The sequence below is a fragment of the Undibacterium sp. Di26W genome (assembly GCF_049340265.1).
GTDB lineage: Bacteria > Pseudomonadota > Gammaproteobacteria > Burkholderiales > Burkholderiaceae_D > Undibacterium.
In genome coordinates, this window is record NZ_JBMPOR010000007.1 from 172,855 (window position 1) to 190,089 (window position 17,235).

The window sequence follows — 17,235 nt, forward strand, 5'->3', positions numbered from 1 at the left end:
TCTACGACCTTAAAGTTTGGCTGACATGGCCAAAAAGATAGCTTATCTGCACTAAAAGCGTTCATTGAAGCGCCCTCTGGTGCAGTTTTTGTAGTCATAAAGTCATAAACCTGAGTACGCTGGTTTGACCCTGATAGCGCTGAGGGCTACAATAGACGGTTATTTATATTTTGGCTTACTATGCGACGCACCTTAATAGCCGGTAACTGGAAGATGAATGGTGGTTTTTCTGCTAACCGTTCGTTGTTGTCTGAAATAAAGGCGGGTTTGCCTGCATCATTGAATTGTGATGTCCTGGTATGCCCACCAGCACCATATCTGGCGCAATGTGCTGAATTATTGACAGGTACTGCCGTCATGTGGGGCGCACAAGATGTGTCCGTACATGCGCAGGGTGCTTATACCGGCGAGATAGCGGCAGCCATGCTGGCGGATTGCGGTAGCAGGTATGTGATAGTCGGGCATTCCGAGCGCCGTGCCTATCATGCTGAAAGCGATGAGCTGGTGGCGCAAAAGGCATTGCGCTTGCAGAAATCAGGTCTGTTGCCTATTGTTTGTGTTGGTGAAACGCTGGAGCAGCGTGAAAATGGCCAGACCAATCAGGTGGTGGCTACGCAGTTGAATGCGGTCCTGGATGTGCTCGACGATATGACGGCAATGGTGGTCGCTTATGAGCCGGTATGGGCAATTGGCACCGGCAAGACGGCAACGCCGCAAATGGCGCAGGATGTGCATCAGTTCCTGCGTCAGCAAATGGCAGCCAGAAATGCTGAGGCTGCAAGCAAGGTGCAGATTTTGTACGGTGGCAGCATGAAACCGGAAAATGCCGCAGAATTGCTGGCAATGTCCGATATTGATGGTGGCCTGATAGGTGGTGCAGCATTGAAATCGCAGGATTTCCTGTCGATTATTGCAGCGGCCTGAGTGGTTTGGATTAATTTGTTGGATGCTTAATTTTTTTTGGATGTCTTGAATGCAAACTTTATTTACGTTGGTTGTGGTTGTTCAGGTGTTGTCAGCTTTGGCAATTATTGGCCTGGTTTTGTTGCAGCACGGTAAAGGTGCTGATATGGGGGCCTCTTTTGGTTCTGGCGCATCGGGTAGCCTGTTCGGTGCAACTGGCTCTTCCAACTTCCTGTCCAAGGCCACAGGCGTGGCGGCTGCGGTCTTTTTTGCAGCGACTTTGGGCCTGGCTGTTTCCAGTGGTAATCGCAAGCCCGCCATTGGTGTTATGGAAGGTGTAACAGCTGTTAAGCCGGCAGCGCCAGCAAGTTCTGCAGGTGCTGCTTCTGGTCCGGTTATCACTGCCGTGCCTGCATCCTCTGCAGCTACTGGTCAGGCAAACCAGATTCCAAAATAATTTGATTTTCCCAGCAAAAAACATTGGATTGCTGCAATTGTGCGTTGAACAATGAGGCTAGACATAGTAGAATGCTGGGCTTAGGCCGACGTGGTGAAATTGGTAGACACGCTATCTTGAGGGGGTAGTGGCGAAAGCTGTACGAGTTCGAGTCTCGTCGTCGGCACCAATAAAAATAGAGTCAGTTTTCTTTGCTGGCTTGGTCGAGGAAGCAGTTGTTTCTTGCTTGTCAATATCAATAAATGACTTGCTTCAATCTGGCGTTCAATTACAGGTAGCCTAACGTGAACCTCGAAAATTATTTCCCAGTTCTTCTCTTTATTCTGGTTGGTATCGCCGTTGGTGTGGTGCCGCAAATTCTGGGACGTGTTCTTGCCCCATATAAACCGGATTCTCAAAAAAATTCTGCTTACGAGTGCGGTTTTGAAGCATTCGAAGATGCGCGCATGAAGTTTGATGTGCGTTACTACCTGGTAGCAATTCTGTTCATTTTGTTTGATCTGGAAACGGCATTCTTCTTCCCGTGGGGCGTGGCGATGCGTGATCTGGGTTGGGCAGGTTTTCTGATTATGCTCGGCTTTGTGCTGGAGTTTGGCGTTGGATTTTGGTACATCTGGAAAAAAGGCGCTCTGGATTGGGAGTGATGGATTATGTCAATTGAAGGTGTATTGAACGAAGGCTTTGTCACGACAACAGCCGACAAGCTGATCAACTGGACGCGTACCGGTTCCATGTGGCCCATGACCTTTGGTCTGGCCTGCTGCGCAGTAGAGATGATGCACGCAGGTGCTTCACGCTATGATCTGGACCGCTTTGGGGTCGTGTTTCGCCCATCGCCGCGTCAGTCTGACGTGATGATCGTTGCTGGTACGCTGTGCAACAAGATGGCACCTGCGCTGCGCAAGGTGTATGACCAGATGGCCGAGCCACGCTGGGTTATTTCCATGGGGTCCTGTGCCAACGGCGGTGGTTATTATCACTATTCGTATTCCGTGGTGCGTGGTTGTGATCGTATTGTTCCTGTGGATGTGTATGTGCCAGGTTGCCCGCCGACGGCAGAGGCCCTGATATACGGCATCATACAGTTGCAAAACAAGATCAAACGTACCAATACCATCGCGCGTTAATTGCGTCGTCGCCGGGGCAACATTAAATTATGACTACCAAACTGGAAAACCTTGAGACGGCGGTAAAAACTGTCCTGGGTGAACGCATTCTAGAATTAAAAAATGCGTTGGGTGAAATCACTATCGTGGTTTCTTCAGCAGCTTACCTGGATGCCATGCGTACGTTGCGCGACCATCCGGATACCCACTTCGAAGAATTGATTGATCTGTGTGGTGTTGATTATTCCACCTATGGCGATGGCTTGTGGGAAGGCGCGCGTTATGCCGCCGTGTCGCATTTGCTGTCTATTAAAAACAACTGGCGTTTGCGTGTGCGCGTTTTCGCACCGGATGATGAAATGCCGGTCGTGCCTTCCCTGATCGATATCTGGAATGCTGCCAACTGGTATGAGCGTGAAGCATTCGACCTGTTTGGTATCTTGTTTGATGGTCACAATGACTTGCGTCGTATTCTGACTGACTATGGTTTTATCGGACATCCTTTCCGTAAAGACTTTCCAGTTTCCGGCTATGTTGAAATGCGCTATGACGCAGATCAAAAGCGCGTCGTTTACCAGCCTGTCACGATAGAACCACGCGAAAATGTGCCGCGTATCATTCGTGAAGAACATTACGGGATGAAATAATGGCTGAGATTAAGAATTACACCCTGAACTTCGGTCCTCAGCATCCTGCTGCGCATGGTGTGTTGCGCCTGGTGCTTGAGCTCGATGGTGAAGTCATACAACGTGCTGATCCGCATATTGGCCTGTTGCATCGTGCGACTGAAAAACTGGCAGAACAAAAAACCTTCCTGCAATCCGTGCCTTACATGGATCGCCTGGACTATGTATCGATGATGGCCAATGAGCATGCGTATGTCATGGCGATTGAAAAGATGCTGGGCCTGGAAGTGCCTTTGCGTGCGCAGTACATTCGCGTCATGTTTGATGAAATCACGCGCTTGCTGAACCACTTGCTGTGGATAGGCGCGCATGCGCTGGACGTGGGGGCGATGGCGGTATTCCTGTACGCTTTCCGCGAGCGTGAAGACCTGATGGATTGCTATGAAGCGGTCTCGGGTGCACGTTTGCATGCTGCTTACTATCGTCCAGGTGGTGTGTATCGTGATTTGCCAGAGCAAATGCCGCAATTTACGACGTCTGCTTTGAAGAATGAAAAGGCGATGCGCTTGCTGAATGAAAATCGCCAGGGTTCCCTGCTGGATTTCATTGAAGACTTCACCAACCGCTTCCCGAAATACGTCGATGAATACGAAACACTGCTGACCGACAACCGTATCTGGAAACAGCGTCTGGTCGGCATCGGTGTCGTGTCGCCTGAGCGTGCCAAAGCCATGGGCTTTACCGGCCCTATGTTGCGTGGTTCCGGCATTGAATGGGATTTGCGCAAGAAGCAGCCGTATGAAGTGTATGACTTACTGGACTTTGATATTCCAGTAGGTGTGAACGGCGACAGCTATGACCGTTACCTGGTGCGCGTGGAAGAAATGCGTCAGTCCAACCGCATCATCAAACAATGCGTGGAATGGCTGAGAAACAACCAGGGGCCGGTGATTACTGATAACCACAAGGTGGCACCACCACATCGTGTGAACATGAAGTCGAATATGGAAGAACTCATCCATCACTTCAAGCTGTTCACCGAAGGTTTCCATGTTCCTGCTGGCGAAGCGTATGCCGCAGTCGAACATCCTAAAGGTGAGTTTGGTATTTACTTGATGTCCGATGGTGCTAACAAGCCGTATCGTCTGAAAATCCGTGCGCCAGGTTTCGCGCATTTGCAGGGTTTGGATGAAATGGCAAAAGGTCACATGATTGCTGATGCGGTAACGATCATCGGTACTCAGGATATTGTGTTTGGTGAGATTGACAGATAAAGCGGCGTCCTGAGGGCGTCGAATCGAGGCATTAGCTATGGTGTTATCAGAGCAGGCATTTAAAAAAATTGATCGTGAACTGGCAAAGTTCCCGGCTGACCAGCGCCAGTCCGCTGTGATGGCCGCATTGGCTATCGCCCAGGATGAAACTGGCTGGGTATCTCCGGAAGTCATGCAGACCCTGGCTGATTACATCGGCATGCCTGCGGTAGCAGTGCAGGAAGTCGCGACTTTCTACAACATGTACAACACCAAGCCGGTGGGCAAGTTCAAGATTTCGGTCTGTACCAATCTGCCTTGCGCCCTGTCAGGTGGCGAACGTGCAGCACATCACCTGAAGCAAAAGCTCGGTATTGATTACAAGGAAACCACGGCAGATGGCCAATTCACGCTGGTTGAAGGTGAATGTATGGGTGCCTGCGGTGATGCACCTGTGATGATCGTCAATAACAAACGCATGTGCAGTTTCATGTCGAATGACAAAATTGACGGTCTGGTCAATGAATTGAAAGAGGCAGGTAAATAATGACGAGTCTGCACAATCGCCATATTAAGCCTTTGATACTGGCTGGCCTGGATGGCAAGAACTGGCATCTGCAAGATTACGTAGCACGTGGTGGCTATGAATCACTGAAACGTATCCTGAATGAAAAAATCCCGCCTGAACAAGTGATTGCCGAGTTGAAGGCATCGTCATTGCGTGGTCGTGGCGGTGCGGGTTTTCCTACTGGTTTGAAGTGGAGCTTCATGCCGCGTCAGTTCCCGGGTCAAAAATACCTGGTCTGCAATACTGACGAAGGCGAACCTGGTACATTCAAAGACCGTGACATCATCCGTTATAACCCGCATGCCCTGATCGAAGGCATGGCCATAGGCGCTTACGCCATGGGCATCACAGTTGGTTATAACTATATCCACGGCGAAATTTTTGCTGATTACGACCGTTTCGAAGAAGCGCTGGAAGAGGCGCGTGCAGCCAATATGCTGGGCGACAAAATTGCCGGTTCCGATTTCAATTTCCAGTTGCATGCTTTCCACGGCTACGGCGCGTACATCTGCGGCGAAGAAACTGCCTTGCTGGAATCGTTGGAAGGTAAGAAAGGGCAGCCACGCTTCAAGCCGCCTTTCCCGGCCAGCTTCGGTTTGTATGGCAAGCCAACCACGATCAATAACACGGAAACTTTTGCAGCCGTGCCGTTTGTGTTTGCCATGGGTGGCGAAAAATATGCTGCACTGGGCAAGCCAAATAACGGCGGCACCAAGATTTTCTCCATGTCGGGCGACGTAGCCAAGCCGGGCAATTATGAAGTGCCGCTGGGTACGCCATTTGCGACATTGCTGGAACTGGCTGGTGGCATGCGCGACGGTAAAAAGATCAAGGCGGTTATCCCTGGAGGTTCTTCCATGCCAGTATTGACCGGCGATGTGATGATGGCTACCGATATGGATTATGACGCCATCGCCAAGGCGGGCTCGATGTTGGGTTCTGGTGCGGTGATCGTCATGGATGAAACGCGCTGCATGGTGAAATCATTGTTGCGCCTGTCTTACTTTTATTTTGAAGAATCTTGCGGTCAGTGCACGCCTTGCCGTGAAGGTACGGGCTGGTTGTATCGCATGGTGCACAGGATAGAACATGGCCAGGGTCGTGCGGATGATCTGGATATGCTGAACTCCATCGCTGACAATATTCAGGGCAAGACAATTTGCGCCCTGGGTGATGCAGCGGCGATGCCGGTACGCGCCATGATCAAGAATTTCCGCGAAGAATTTGAATATCACATCGAGCATAAGCATTGCTTGGTGCCCACTTACATGTAAGCCAGCTTCGGTTAGCACACTTAGAGTAGACCATGGTTGAAATCGAAATAGACGGCAAAAAAGTCGAAGTCCAAGAGGGCAGTATGGTGATGGACGCTGCCAATAAGCTTGGCACCTACATCCCGCACTTTTGCTATCACAAAAAATTATCTATTGCGGCCAACTGCCGCATGTGTCTGGTCGAGGTTGAAAAAGCACCGAAGCCTTTGCCTGCCTGCGCCACGCCAGTGACCGCCGGCATGATCGTGCGTTCTTCCAGCGACAAGGCAGTAAAAGCACAAAAAGCGGTGATGGAATTTTTGCTCATCAATCACCCGCTGGATTGTCCTATCTGCGACCAGGGTGGCGAATGCCAACTGCAGGATCTGGCTGTCGGTTACGGTGGTACGGCATCCCGTTACGAAGAAGAAAAGCGCGTCGTATTCCACAAGGATGTCGGTCCGCTGGTATCCATGGAAGAAATGAGCCGTTGCATACACTGCACACGTTGCGTACGTTTCGGCCAGGAAATCGCTGGCGTCATGGAACTGGGCATGCTCAACCGTGGCGAACATTCTGAAATCACTTCCTTCGTCGGCAAAACAGTTGATTCCGAATTGTCTGGCAACATGATCGATCTGTGCCCGGTTGGTGCATTGACATCCAAGCCTTTCCGCTATTCTGCCCGTACCTGGGAATTGTCCCGCCGTAAATCGGTGAGTGCCCATGATGGACTGGGTTCCAACCTGATCGTGCAGGTCAAGAACAACAAGGTCATGCGCGTGGTCCCGCTGGAAAACGAAGAAATCAATGAATGCTGGATTTCTGACAAAGACCGCTTCTCTTACGAAGCGCTGAACAGCACGGAACGCCTGACCAAGCCCATGATCAAACAGGGTGGTGAATGGCAGGAAACTGACTGGCAGACAGCGCTCGAATATGTTGCCCATGGCCTGCGTAATGTCAAGCATGAACATGGTGCTGATGCCATTGCTGCGGTTGCTGCACCCAGTGCAACACTGGAAGAACTGACCCTGTTGCAACGTGTCGTTCGTGGCCTGGGTTCTGATAATGTCGATTTCCGCCTGCGTCAGTCTGACTTCGCTTTGAATTCTGCCATCAAACCTTGGCTGGGTACCAGTATCGCCAAGTTTGCTCAGTTGAAAAATGTCTTCGTGATTGGTTCTTTCCTGCGTAAAGACCATCCTTTGCTGGCCGCCCGCTTGCGTCAATCGGTAAAAATGGGTGCTAAGCTCAGCATCCTGCATGCAACCGATGATGAGTTGCTCATCAAGCTGGCCAACAATGCAGTCGTTGCACCATCGCTGTGGGCAGCTTTCCTGGCTGAAGTTGCGGTAGCCGTAGCAACGAAAAAAGAAATCGCCAAACCAGCCGGCCTGGAAGCAGTGCAGGCATCTGCCAAAGCAGAAGCGATTGCGGCCAGCCTGTTGGCTGGCAAAGCAGGTGTGTTCCTCGGTAACACCGCTTCTTACCATCCAGAAGCATCGCAATTGCATGCGCTGGCACAATGGATAGCTGAAAATGCAGGTAGCGAATTTGGTTACCTGACCGAAGCAGCGAACACCGTTGGCGGTTATTTGGCAAATGCCATACCGGCCAATAATGCCAAACCAGTTTTCACTCAAGCCAAAAAAGCCTACATCGTGTTGCACGCCGAGCCTTTGCTCGACAGCGCGTATCCGGTGCAAGCCAAGGCCGCACTGGATCAGGCTGACATGGTGGTCGTCATGTCGCCATTCAAGCATGGCGCAGAATATGCAGACGTCTTGCTGCCGGTTTCTCCATTCACTGAAACTGCCGGTACCTTCGTCAGTTGCGAAGGTCGTGCCCAAAGTTTCCACGGTGTGGTCAAGCCTCTGGGTGACACCCGTCCGGCATGGAAAGTCTTGCGCGTACTGGGTAATTTGCTGGGTCTGGAAAACTTTGATTTTGAAACGGCAGAAGCAGTGCGCGATACCGTGCTGACGCAAGCTGACCTGACGGTGCAACTGAATAACCTGGCCAAAATCGCCCCGGCTGTTTCTGCTAATGCCAGTTCTGGTCTGGAACGTATTGCCGATGTCGGCATTTACAGCACAGACGCTATTGTACGTCGTGCAGAATCCCTGCAACTGACTGCCGATGCGCGTGCGCCACAAGCCTGGATCAGCCTGGCCGAAGCAGGCAAACTGGGCATCGCCGAAGGTGACATGGTAAGACTGAGCAAAACAGGTTCTACCCTGATCCCTGTTGGAATCGACAAATCACTGCCTGACAATGTGGTCAGAATCGCTGCCGGTCATACCCTGACAGCCAATCTGGACGGCATGTTCGGTGCCATCAAACTGGAGCGTGCATAATGAATTTGCTGCTCTCTATTCATGAATTTGGTCAGCACCACCTCGGCGCTTTATGGTTGCCGCTGTGGACCCTGGTCAAGATTGTCTGCATCACCTTGCCCGTCATGGGCTGTGTGGCCTACCTGACCTTGTGGGAACGCAAGATGATAGGCTGGATGCATATCCGTCTTGGCCCGAATCGCGTTGGCCCTGCTGGCTTGCTGCAGCCTATCGCGGATGCACTGAAACTGCTGCTGAAAGAAATCATCATCCCGGCCAAGGCAAATAAAATCTTGTTCGTGCTGGCACCTATCATGACCATCATGCCGGCGCTGGCAGCCTGGTCGGTGATTCCTTTCGGCCCGCAAACTGTGTTGGCGAATGTGAATGCCGGTCTGTTGCTGATCATGGCCATCACGTCCATGGAAGTGTACGGCATCATCATCGCCGGTTGGGCATCCAATTCCAAGTATGCTTTCCTCGGTGCCATGCGTGCATCGGCACAGATGGTGTCGTATGAAATCGCCATGGGCTTTGTGCTGGTCATCGTATTGATGGTATCAGGCAGTTTGAACATGACGGACATCGTCAATGCGCAAACCCAGGGCTTTGCTGCCCGCCATGGTTTCAACCTGTTCTCGTGGAACTGGTTGCCGCTGCTGCCTATGTTTGTGGTGTATGTGATTTCCGGTATTGCTGAAACCAACCGTCATCCGTTTGACGTGGTGGAGGGTGAATCCGAGATTGTTGCCGGTCACATGGTTGAATATTCGGGTATGTCCTTCGCCATGTTCTTCCTGGCTGAATATGCCAACATGATTTTGATTTCTGCCATGGCATCCCTGATGTTCCTGGGCGGCTGGTCTGCACCGTTTAGCTTCCTGGATTTCATCCCCGGCTGGATCTGGCTGGGCATCAAGACCTTCTTTGTGGTTTCCCTGTTCATCTGGGCACGTGCTTCTTTCCCGCGCTATCGCTATGACCAGATCATGCGTCTGGGCTGGAAAGTATTTATCCCGCTGACCCTGGTGTATCTGGTGATCGTCGCAGCATGGATGCAAACTCCATGGAATATTTGGAAGTAAGAGGCTAAAAAAATGGAAGCAATCAAGGATTTTTTTGGCAGCCTGATGCTGCGCGAACTGATCAAGGGCCTGGCCCTGACAGGCCGCTATATGTTTGCCCGCAAGATCACGGTGCAATTCCCGGAAGAAAAGACACCACAGTCGCCACGTTTCCGTGGTTTGCATGCCTTGCGCCGTTACCCGAATGGGGAAGAACGCTGCATCGCCTGTAAATTGTGTGAAGCAGTGTGCCCGGCCATGGCGATCACGATCGAATCTGAACAGCGCGCTGACGGCAGCCGTCGTACTACCCGTTATGACATCGATCTGACCAAGTGCATTTTTTGTGGTTTCTGTGAAGAATCCTGCCCGGTTGATTCCATCGTGGAAACCCATGTACTGGAATACCACGGTGAAAAACGTGGCGACCTGTATTTCACCAAAGAGATGCTGCTGGCCGTAGGTGATCGTTACGAGACACAAATTGCAGCAGCGCGTAGCGCTGATGCTACATACCGCTAACTGGACCTGGTTCGATATGGAATTTACTACCGTTTTATTTTATGTTTTCTCAGCGATCATGATAGTCGCTGCGATCCAGGTCATTTCTGCACGCAATCCTGTGCATGCTGCCTTGTTTCTGGTCTTGACCTTCTTCAATGCCGCGGGCATCTGGATGTTGCTGAAGGCCGAGTTCCTGGCGATTGTACTGGTGCTGGTATATGTCGGCGCGGTGATGGTGCTGTTCCTGTTTGTCGTGATGATGCTGGACATCAATCTGGACAAGCTCAGGGAAGGTTTCTGGAGTCATTTCCCACTGGCGGCAGCCGTTGGCGGCATTATCGTGCTGGAAATGGCGGCGGTACTGTGGCGCGGCTTTTTGCGTCCGGACAATCATGTGCCGGCAGCCGCAGACAAAATCGGCAATACCAAGGCCTTGGGTATAGAGATTTTCACGCATTACCAGTTTGCTTTTGAAGTGGCAGCAGCGATCTTGTTGCTGGCCATCGTGGCAGCGGTTGCCTTGACTTTGCGTCGCCGCAAGGACAGCAAGTACTTTGATCCGGCTGCTGCGGTGAAAGTGAAAGCCAAGGATCGTATCCGCATCGTCAGCATGAAGGCTGAATCAGAACGCGCTGAGAATAATGCAACTGCTGCGGCAGCCACTGTGAATCCGGAGGCTTAAATGGCTTTGACTTTGAGTTTGACGCATTACCTGATATTGGGCGCAATCCTGTTTGCGATTTCCATCGTCGGTATTTTCCTCAATCGTAAAAACATCATCGTGTTGTTGATGGCGATCGAGTTGATGTTGTTGGCAGTGAATATTAATTTCATCGCTTTTTCTCATTATTTGGGTGATGCCGCTGGTCAGGTATTCGTCTTCTTCATATTGACCGTGGCCGCCGCTGAATCTGCGATTGGTCTGGCAATACTGGTTGTGTTGTTCCGTAATCTGGACACGATCAATGTCGAAGATCTGGATGCATTAAAAGGTTAACAAGGATAATGCTGCGGACTGAGGTATGGCGACAGTCCGGCATACGCTGGCGATTTAAGAAAAGTAATAAGCTAACAAAGGGTCATCATGGCGGGGCAACTTAACCCACAATTATTATTGGCAGTACCTCTGGCGCCTCTGGCAGGGGCTGCTATCGCAGGTTTGCTAGGAACGAAGTTTTTTGGCAATGTGGTAGGACGAAAAGTATCGCATACAGCGACCATACTGGGCGTGCTGATTGCCTTCGTCATTTCTTGCATGACTTTGTCTGCCGTGATGGATGGCGCAAGCTATAACGCCACCCTGTATCAATGGATGAATGTTGGCGGCCTGAAGCTGGAAGTCGGCTTCATGGTCGATAGCCTGACCGCCATGATGATGTGCGTCGTGACCTTTGTATCGCTGATGGTGCATATCTATACCATCGGTTATATGGCTGAAGACGAAGGGTACAACCGCTTCTTCTCGTACATTTCGCTGTTCACCTTCTCGATGCTGATGCTGGTCATGAGCAACAACTTCCTGCAATTGTTCTTTGGCTGGGAAGCGGTGGGCCTGGTGTCTTATCTGCTGATTGGTTTCTGGTATACCAAACCGACGGCCATCTACGCCAACATGAAAGCCTTCCTGGTTAACCGCGTTGGTGACTTTGGTTTCATCCTCGGCATAGGCTTGCTGGTGGCAAATGCCGGTTCCATGAACTATCTCGAAGTCTTCGCCAAAAAACAAGAATTGGCTGCCATGCTGTTGCCACATACAGACTGGATGTTGATTACCGTTGCCTGTATCTGCCTGTTTATCGGCGCCATGGGTAAGTCGGCACAATTCCCCTTGCATGTCTGGTTGCCGGATTCGATGGAAGGCCCTACACCGATTTCCGCACTGATCCACGCGGCGACCATGGTAACGGCTGGTATCTTCATGGTGTCGCGCATGTCGCCACTGTTTGAACTGTCTGATACAGCCTTGTCCTTCATCTTGGTGATCGGTTCGATTACTGCCTTGTTCATGGGTTTCCTGGGGATTATCCAGAACGACATCAAGCGCGTGGTGGCCTATTCGACTCTGTCACAACTCGGTTACATGACGGTGGCTCTGGGCGCATCTGCGTACTCGGTGGCGGTGTTCCACTTGATGACGCATGCATTCTTCAAGGCTTTGCTGTTCCTGGCTGCTGGTTCCGTGATTATCGGTATGCACCATGATCAGGACATCCGCAATATGGGTGGCCTGCGCAAATACATGCCGATTACCTGGATCACTTCCTTGCTGGGTTCCCTGGCGCTGATCGGCACACCGTTCTTTTCCGGTTTTTATTCCAAGGACAGCATTATTGAAGCCGTCCAGGCAAGTCATCTGCCAGGCGCTGGCTTTGCCCAGGTTGCCGTGCTGGCAGGCGTGTTTGTGACTGCTTTCTATTCTTTCCGCATGTACTTCCTGGTCTTCCACGGCAAGGAAAACTTCGGCCATGCGCATGATCATCATGATGATCACCATGCCAAAGACGCCCACGCTGCGCATGCAGATGACACCCACGGCGCCCACGGTGCAGACGACGACCATGATGCACATCACCATGGTCTGGCACCAGGGCAAAAACCGCATGAATCACCCATGGTGGTGTGGTTGCCACTAGTCTTGCTGGCAATTCCTTCCGTGCTCATAGGCTTCATTACCATCGAGCCTATGCTGTTTGGCAAATTCTTTGACAATGTCATTTTCGTCAATGAAGCCCACCATGCGATGGAAGAACTCAGGCATGAATTCCATTCTCCGTTTGCGATGGCCCTGCATGCATTGATGACGCCTCCGTTCTGGCTGGCACTGGCTGGTGTGGCGACTTCCTATGTGTTCTACATGGTCAAGCCTGCGATTCCTGCTGCGATCAAGATCAAAGCCAGCGCCATTTATACGCTGCTGGACAACAAGTACTACATGGATCGTTTCAACGAGATCGTATTTGCTGGCGGCGCACGCGTGCTGGGTGGCGGTTTGTGGAATATCGGTGACAAGGGCCTGATTGATGGCCTGGTGGTGAACGGCAGCGCAAAACTGGTGGGCTGGTTCTCCAAAGTGATACGCCGGTTGCAAAGTGGTTATATCTATCACTACGCGTTTGTAATGATACTCGGCGTAATGGCATTCCTGGCTTACACAGTGCTGTTTCCCTTCGCTAAATAAGTGACCACGGCTATAAAAATATAATCATGATGCAGTCAACTTCTACTCTACTTAGCCTCGCGATCTGGTGTCCGATTGCGTTTGGCATTTTCGTCCTCGCTTTTGGTCGCGACAATAATCCTGGCCTGGTGCGCGGTGTGTCACTGATCGGTTCCATCGCCAGTTTTTTGGTCACGATTCCATTGATCAAGAATTTTGACAATGCCGCACACGGCATGCAGTTTGTCGAAAAATTTTCCTGGATAGAACGCTTCAATATCTTTTACTCACTGGGTATAGATGGCATTTCCCTGTGGCTGATACCACTGACGGCATTTATCACCGTCATCGTGGTCATCGCTGCATGGGAAGTGGTTGAAAAGCAGGTTGCCCAGTACATGGGTGCTTTCCTGATACTGTCCGGTTTGATGATAGGTGTATTCTGCGCCACCGACGGCATGCTGTTCTATGTGTTCTTCGAAGCGACGCTGATTCCTATGTACATCATCGTCGGTGTCTGGGGTGGCCCGAATCGTGTGTATGCCGCCTTCAAGTTTTTCCTGTACACCTTGCTGGGTTCTTTGCTGACGCTGGTTGCCATCATTTACCTGTACCTGAAAGCCGGTCATTCTTTCGACATCCTGGTATGGCATAAATTGCCCTTGCCACTGACGACGCAGATCATGATTTTCTGCGCTTTCCTGATGGCGTTTGCGGTCAAGGTACCGATGTGGCCAGTGCATACCTGGTTGCCAGATGCCCACGTGGAAGCACCTACCGGTGGTTCCGTGGTACTGGCGGCGATCATGTTGAAACTGGGTGCTTACGGTTTCTTGCGTTTCTCTTTGCCTATCACCCCGGATGCCAGTCATTACATGGCTGGTTTCATGATTACTTTGTCGCTGATCGCCGTTATTTACATCGGTCTGGTGGCGCTGGTACAAAAGGATATGAAAAAGCTGGTGGCGTATTCGTCGATTGCGCACATGGGCTTTGTGACGCTCGGCTTCTTCATGTTCAATGACATGTCGGTGCAGGGTGCTATCGTACAGATGATTTCCCACGGCTTTATCTCCGGCGCGATGTTCCTGTGTATCGGCGTATTGTATGACCGTGTACATTCCCGCGAAATCGCTGACTACGGTGGCGTGGTCAACACCATGCCCAAGTTTGCTGCCCTGTTCGTTCTGTTCTCCATGGCTAACTGCGGCTTGCCGGCGACGTCTGGTTTCGTTGGCGAATTCATGGTGATTCTGGGTGCAGTCCAGTTCAATTTCTGGATAGGCATGCTGGCAGCAACAGCTTTGATTTTTGGTGCAGCGTATTCGTTGTGGATGGTAAAACGTGTGATTTTCGGCAATATCACGAATGAACACGTAGCGCACCTGACAGATATCAACAAGCGTGAATTTTTCATGCTGGGTGTGCTGGCCATTGCGGTACTGGTGATGGGTCTGTACCCGGCCCCATTTACAGATGCAATGCAGGTCTCGGTGACTGATCTGTTGAAACATGTGGCAGTGTCAAAAGTGATGCCTTGACAGAGGATATGGATGCGCGAGCCACGTACTGAGAACAGATCTCATGTGGCGGCAGATCAATGCTTGTAAAAATGAATAATATGAACCTGATACCACTTTATCCTGAAATCTTTTTGCTATTGGCGATTTGCGTCATATTGCTGATAGATATGTTTCTGGCAGACAGCAAGCGCAACGTCACGTATGTGCTGAGCCTGCTGAGTCTGGCCGTGTGTGGTGCCTTGACTGCGGCCAATTCTGATACGGTGATGTCGGTCTACGTCAGCAACAGCATGTTTGTTTCTGACCCCATGTCGAATATGCTGAAACTGTTGTCTTACCTGGCAGTGGGCGTCACCCTGATTTATTCACGTCAGTACGTGAGTGATCGTGGCATGACCAATACCCAACTGGGTGGTGAGTACTATGTATTGGCGCTGTTTGCCTTGCTGGGGCAGATGGTGATGATTTCCGGTAACAATTTCCTCGTCATTTACCTGGGCGTGGAATTGATGTCGCTGTCACTGTATGCGCTGGTTGCCTTGCGTCGTGACCACACGGTATCAACGGAAGCCGCGATGAAGTATTTCATCCTGGGTGCGCTGGCATCGGGTTTCATGCTGTATGGTATTTCCATGTTGTACGGTGCTACGGGTTCCCTGCAATTGAGTGAAGTCGTCAAAGTAGCAGCAACGGCAACCGCCAACAAAACCATACTGGTATTTGGTATCGTGTTCCTGGTTGCTGGCCTGGCGTTCAAACTGGGCGTGGTTCCTTTCCATATGTGGGTGCCCGACGTGTATCAGGGGGCACCGACAGCTGTCACCCTGTTGTTGGGTGGTGCACCTAAGCTGGCGGCATTTGCCATCACTTTCCGTTTGCTGGTAGAAGGGCTGTTCCCGCTGGCGGTCGATTGGCAGCAAATGCTGGTGGTGCTGGCAGTGTTGTCGATGGCCGTGGGTAACCTGACCGCTATCGCCCAGACCAATCTGAAACGCATGCTGGCGTATTCCACCATTTCACAAATGGGTTTCATGCTGCTGGGTATGTTGTCTGGCGTCGCCAATGGCAATGCTGATCTGGCGGTTGATGCCTACAGTGCTTCCATGTTCTACAGCATTACCTATGTGCTGACGACCTTGGGTACCTTCGGCGTCATCATGCTGCTGGCGCGTACCGGCTTTGAAGCAGAAAATCTGGAAGACCTGAAAGGCCTGAACAAGCGCAACCCATGGTTTGCATTTGTCATGCTGCTGTTGATGTTCTCGCTGGCAGGTATCCCGCCTATGATGGGCTTTTACGCCAAACTGTCTGTATTGCAGGCAGTATTGTCTACCGGTCAGCTGTGGCTGGCAATTGTTGCCGTGCTGTTCTCGCTGATCGGTACTTTCTATTATCTGCGCGTCGTCAAACTCATGTATTTTGACGAACCTGTGGATCATAGCCCTATCGTTGCCAGCACCGACATGCGCGTCATACTGAGCATCAATGGCCTGGCGGTATTGGTCATGGGTCTGTTGCCAGGTTCCCTGATGATGGCCTGTGCAAACGCCATTTCTAACACGCTTAAATATTAATAGTGGGTAATTCTGCCTCAGTCTGGCTGGTGATCGTATTGGCGGTGTTGGCTGCCAATACGCCATTTGTGAATGAACGCTGTTTTGCGGTGATCAGCCTCAAATGGTTTGCCGATGCCAAGCCTTTATGGGTGCGCCTGCTTGAACTGATCGTCCTGTATTTTTGTCTTGGCTTTATTGCCCATGCATTGGAAGCCGGGGCAGGCAATCCTTTCCCGCAGGGCTGGGAATTCTATGCCGTCAATGCCTGCCTGTTCCTGGTGTTGGCTTTCCCTGGTTTTGTGTATCGCTACCTGAAACGCAAACATGGCTGAAAAAGTCACCAGCAAGCTGGATCTGCAAGAAACCCGGCTCAGCACAGAGCTGGTGTATGCAGGCAGTTTTCTCAAGGTCGACAAAGATGTGGTGTCGCTGCCTGATGGCCAGACCGCCACCAGAGAATATATACGCCACCCGGGTGCCGTAGTCGTCATCCCCTTGTTTGATGATGGCAGGATCTTGCTGGAGAAACAGTTTCGCTATCCGCTGGACCGTATTTTCATCGAATTCCCCGCTGGCAAGATTGATTCCGGTGAAGACCCCCTGATCTGCGCCCAGCGCGAGCTGCGTGAAGAAACCGGCTATACCGCGACAGACTGGTCTTTCGTCTGCACCATACACAATGCCATCGCTTATTCTGATGAGCATCTGGACATCTACCTGGCCAAAGGTCTGACAGCAGGCAAGGCAGCACTGGATGAAGAAGAATTCCTGGAAGTATTCACCGCCACCTTGCCAGAGATGCTGGACTGGATCAAATCCGGCCACATCACCGACGTGAAAACCGTCATAGGTACATTCTGGCTAGAGAAAATCCTGGCCAGCAAGTGGTGATCGCAGATCAGAGCAGCAAAAAATCTTGAAAACGA

The 17,235-nt window shown here is 51.2% G+C and carries 18 protein-coding genes and 1 tRNA gene; all 19 read left to right on the forward strand.

The features are described from left to right. The first annotated feature begins 180 nt into the window (after positions 1-180). The 19 genes from tpiA to ACO0LM_RS11360 all read left to right on the forward strand — a co-directional run bounded on the left by tpiA (position 181) and on the right by ACO0LM_RS11360 (position 17,200). Positions 181-924: a triose-phosphate isomerase gene (gene tpiA, locus ACO0LM_RS11270; RefSeq protein ID WP_423037088.1), complete on the forward strand. Its 744-nt coding sequence runs from the start codon at positions 181-183 to the stop codon at positions 922-924. Positions 925-973: 49 nt separating this feature from the next. Further along, positions 974-1,360, forward strand: coding sequence for a preprotein translocase subunit SecG (gene secG / locus ACO0LM_RS11275; RefSeq protein ID WP_423037090.1), 387 nt, complete (start codon positions 974-976; stop codon positions 1,358-1,360). An 84-nt stretch (positions 1,361-1,444) separates the two neighbouring features. Then, a tRNA-Leu gene (locus ACO0LM_RS11280) sits at positions 1,445-1,529 on the forward strand. 115 nt (positions 1,530-1,644) lie between these two features. Next, positions 1,645-2,004, forward strand: a complete 360-nt coding sequence (locus tag ACO0LM_RS11285) for an NADH-quinone oxidoreductase subunit A (RefSeq protein ID WP_162059352.1) — start codon at positions 1,645-1,647, stop codon at positions 2,002-2,004. Positions 2,005-2,010: 6 nt separating this feature from the next. Next, entirely contained in the window at positions 2,011-2,487 is a 477-nt protein-coding gene (locus ACO0LM_RS11290; RefSeq protein WP_422986230.1) for a NuoB/complex I 20 kDa subunit family protein, read from the forward strand. Between the two features lie 29 nt (positions 2,488-2,516). Beyond that, positions 2,517-3,113, forward strand: a complete 597-nt coding sequence (locus ACO0LM_RS11295; RefSeq protein WP_423037092.1) for an NADH-quinone oxidoreductase subunit C — start codon at positions 2,517-2,519, stop codon at positions 3,111-3,113. Further along, positions 3,113-4,366: an NADH-quinone oxidoreductase subunit D gene (locus ACO0LM_RS11300; RefSeq protein ID WP_422986234.1), complete on the forward strand. Its 1,254-nt coding sequence runs from the start codon at positions 3,113-3,115 to the stop codon at positions 4,364-4,366. Before ACO0LM_RS11295 ends, ACO0LM_RS11300 begins: the two co-directional genes overlap by 1 nt. Positions 4,367-4,403: 37 nt before the next feature. Continuing rightward, positions 4,404-4,892, forward strand: coding sequence for an NADH-quinone oxidoreductase subunit NuoE (nuoE, locus tag ACO0LM_RS11305; protein WP_422986236.1), 489 nt, complete (start codon positions 4,404-4,406; stop codon positions 4,890-4,892). Next, complete coding sequence (gene nuoF / locus ACO0LM_RS11310; RefSeq protein ID WP_422986238.1) at positions 4,892-6,187, forward strand: NADH-quinone oxidoreductase subunit NuoF; 1,296 nt, start codon at positions 4,892-4,894, stop codon at positions 6,185-6,187. Before nuoE ends, nuoF begins: the two co-directional genes overlap by 1 nt. 32 nt (positions 6,188-6,219) lie before the next feature. Continuing rightward, positions 6,220-8,526, forward strand: coding sequence for an NADH-quinone oxidoreductase subunit NuoG (gene nuoG / locus ACO0LM_RS11315; protein ID WP_423037094.1), 2,307 nt, complete (start codon positions 6,220-6,222; stop codon positions 8,524-8,526). Next, positions 8,526-9,590, forward strand: coding sequence for an NADH-quinone oxidoreductase subunit NuoH (gene nuoH / locus ACO0LM_RS11320; RefSeq protein ID WP_423037096.1), 1,065 nt, complete (start codon positions 8,526-8,528; stop codon positions 9,588-9,590). Before nuoG ends, nuoH begins: the two co-directional genes overlap by 1 nt. A 12-nt stretch (positions 9,591-9,602) precedes the next feature. Continuing rightward, the gene (gene nuoI, locus ACO0LM_RS11325) at positions 9,603-10,091 is read left to right on the forward strand and encodes an NADH-quinone oxidoreductase subunit NuoI (RefSeq protein ID WP_422986244.1); all 489 of its coding nucleotides are present in this window, start codon (positions 9,603-9,605) and stop codon (positions 10,089-10,091) included. A gap of 16 nt (positions 10,092-10,107) precedes the next feature. Further along, positions 10,108-10,755 (forward strand): NADH-quinone oxidoreductase subunit J, encoded by a 648-nt coding sequence (locus ACO0LM_RS11330; protein WP_422986345.1) that lies wholly within the window; start codon positions 10,108-10,110, stop codon positions 10,753-10,755. Then, positions 10,756-11,070 (forward strand): NADH-quinone oxidoreductase subunit NuoK, encoded by a 315-nt coding sequence (gene nuoK / locus ACO0LM_RS11335; protein WP_162041807.1) that lies wholly within the window; start codon positions 10,756-10,758, stop codon positions 11,068-11,070. Between the two features lie 87 nt (positions 11,071-11,157). Then, positions 11,158-13,251, forward strand: a complete 2,094-nt coding sequence (nuoL, locus tag ACO0LM_RS11340) for an NADH-quinone oxidoreductase subunit L (protein WP_423037098.1) — start codon at positions 11,158-11,160, stop codon at positions 13,249-13,251. 26 nt (positions 13,252-13,277) lie between these two features. Continuing rightward, positions 13,278-14,771: an NADH-quinone oxidoreductase subunit M gene (locus ACO0LM_RS11345; protein ID WP_423037100.1), complete on the forward strand. Its 1,494-nt coding sequence runs from the start codon at positions 13,278-13,280 to the stop codon at positions 14,769-14,771. A 71-nt stretch (positions 14,772-14,842) separates the two neighbouring features. Further along, a complete protein-coding gene (gene nuoN / locus ACO0LM_RS11350; protein WP_423037102.1) occupies positions 14,843-16,327 on the forward strand; it encodes an NADH-quinone oxidoreductase subunit NuoN in 1,485 nt (494 codons plus the stop codon). 2 nt (positions 16,328-16,329) lie between these two features. After that, positions 16,330-16,641, forward strand: coding sequence for a DUF2818 family protein (locus ACO0LM_RS11355; protein ID WP_423037104.1), 312 nt, complete (start codon positions 16,330-16,332; stop codon positions 16,639-16,641). Further along, entirely contained in the window at positions 16,634-17,200 is a 567-nt protein-coding gene (locus ACO0LM_RS11360) for an NUDIX domain-containing protein (protein WP_423037106.1), read from the forward strand. Before ACO0LM_RS11355 ends, ACO0LM_RS11360 begins: the two co-directional genes overlap by 8 nt. Positions 17,201-17,235: the final 35 nt, after the last annotated feature.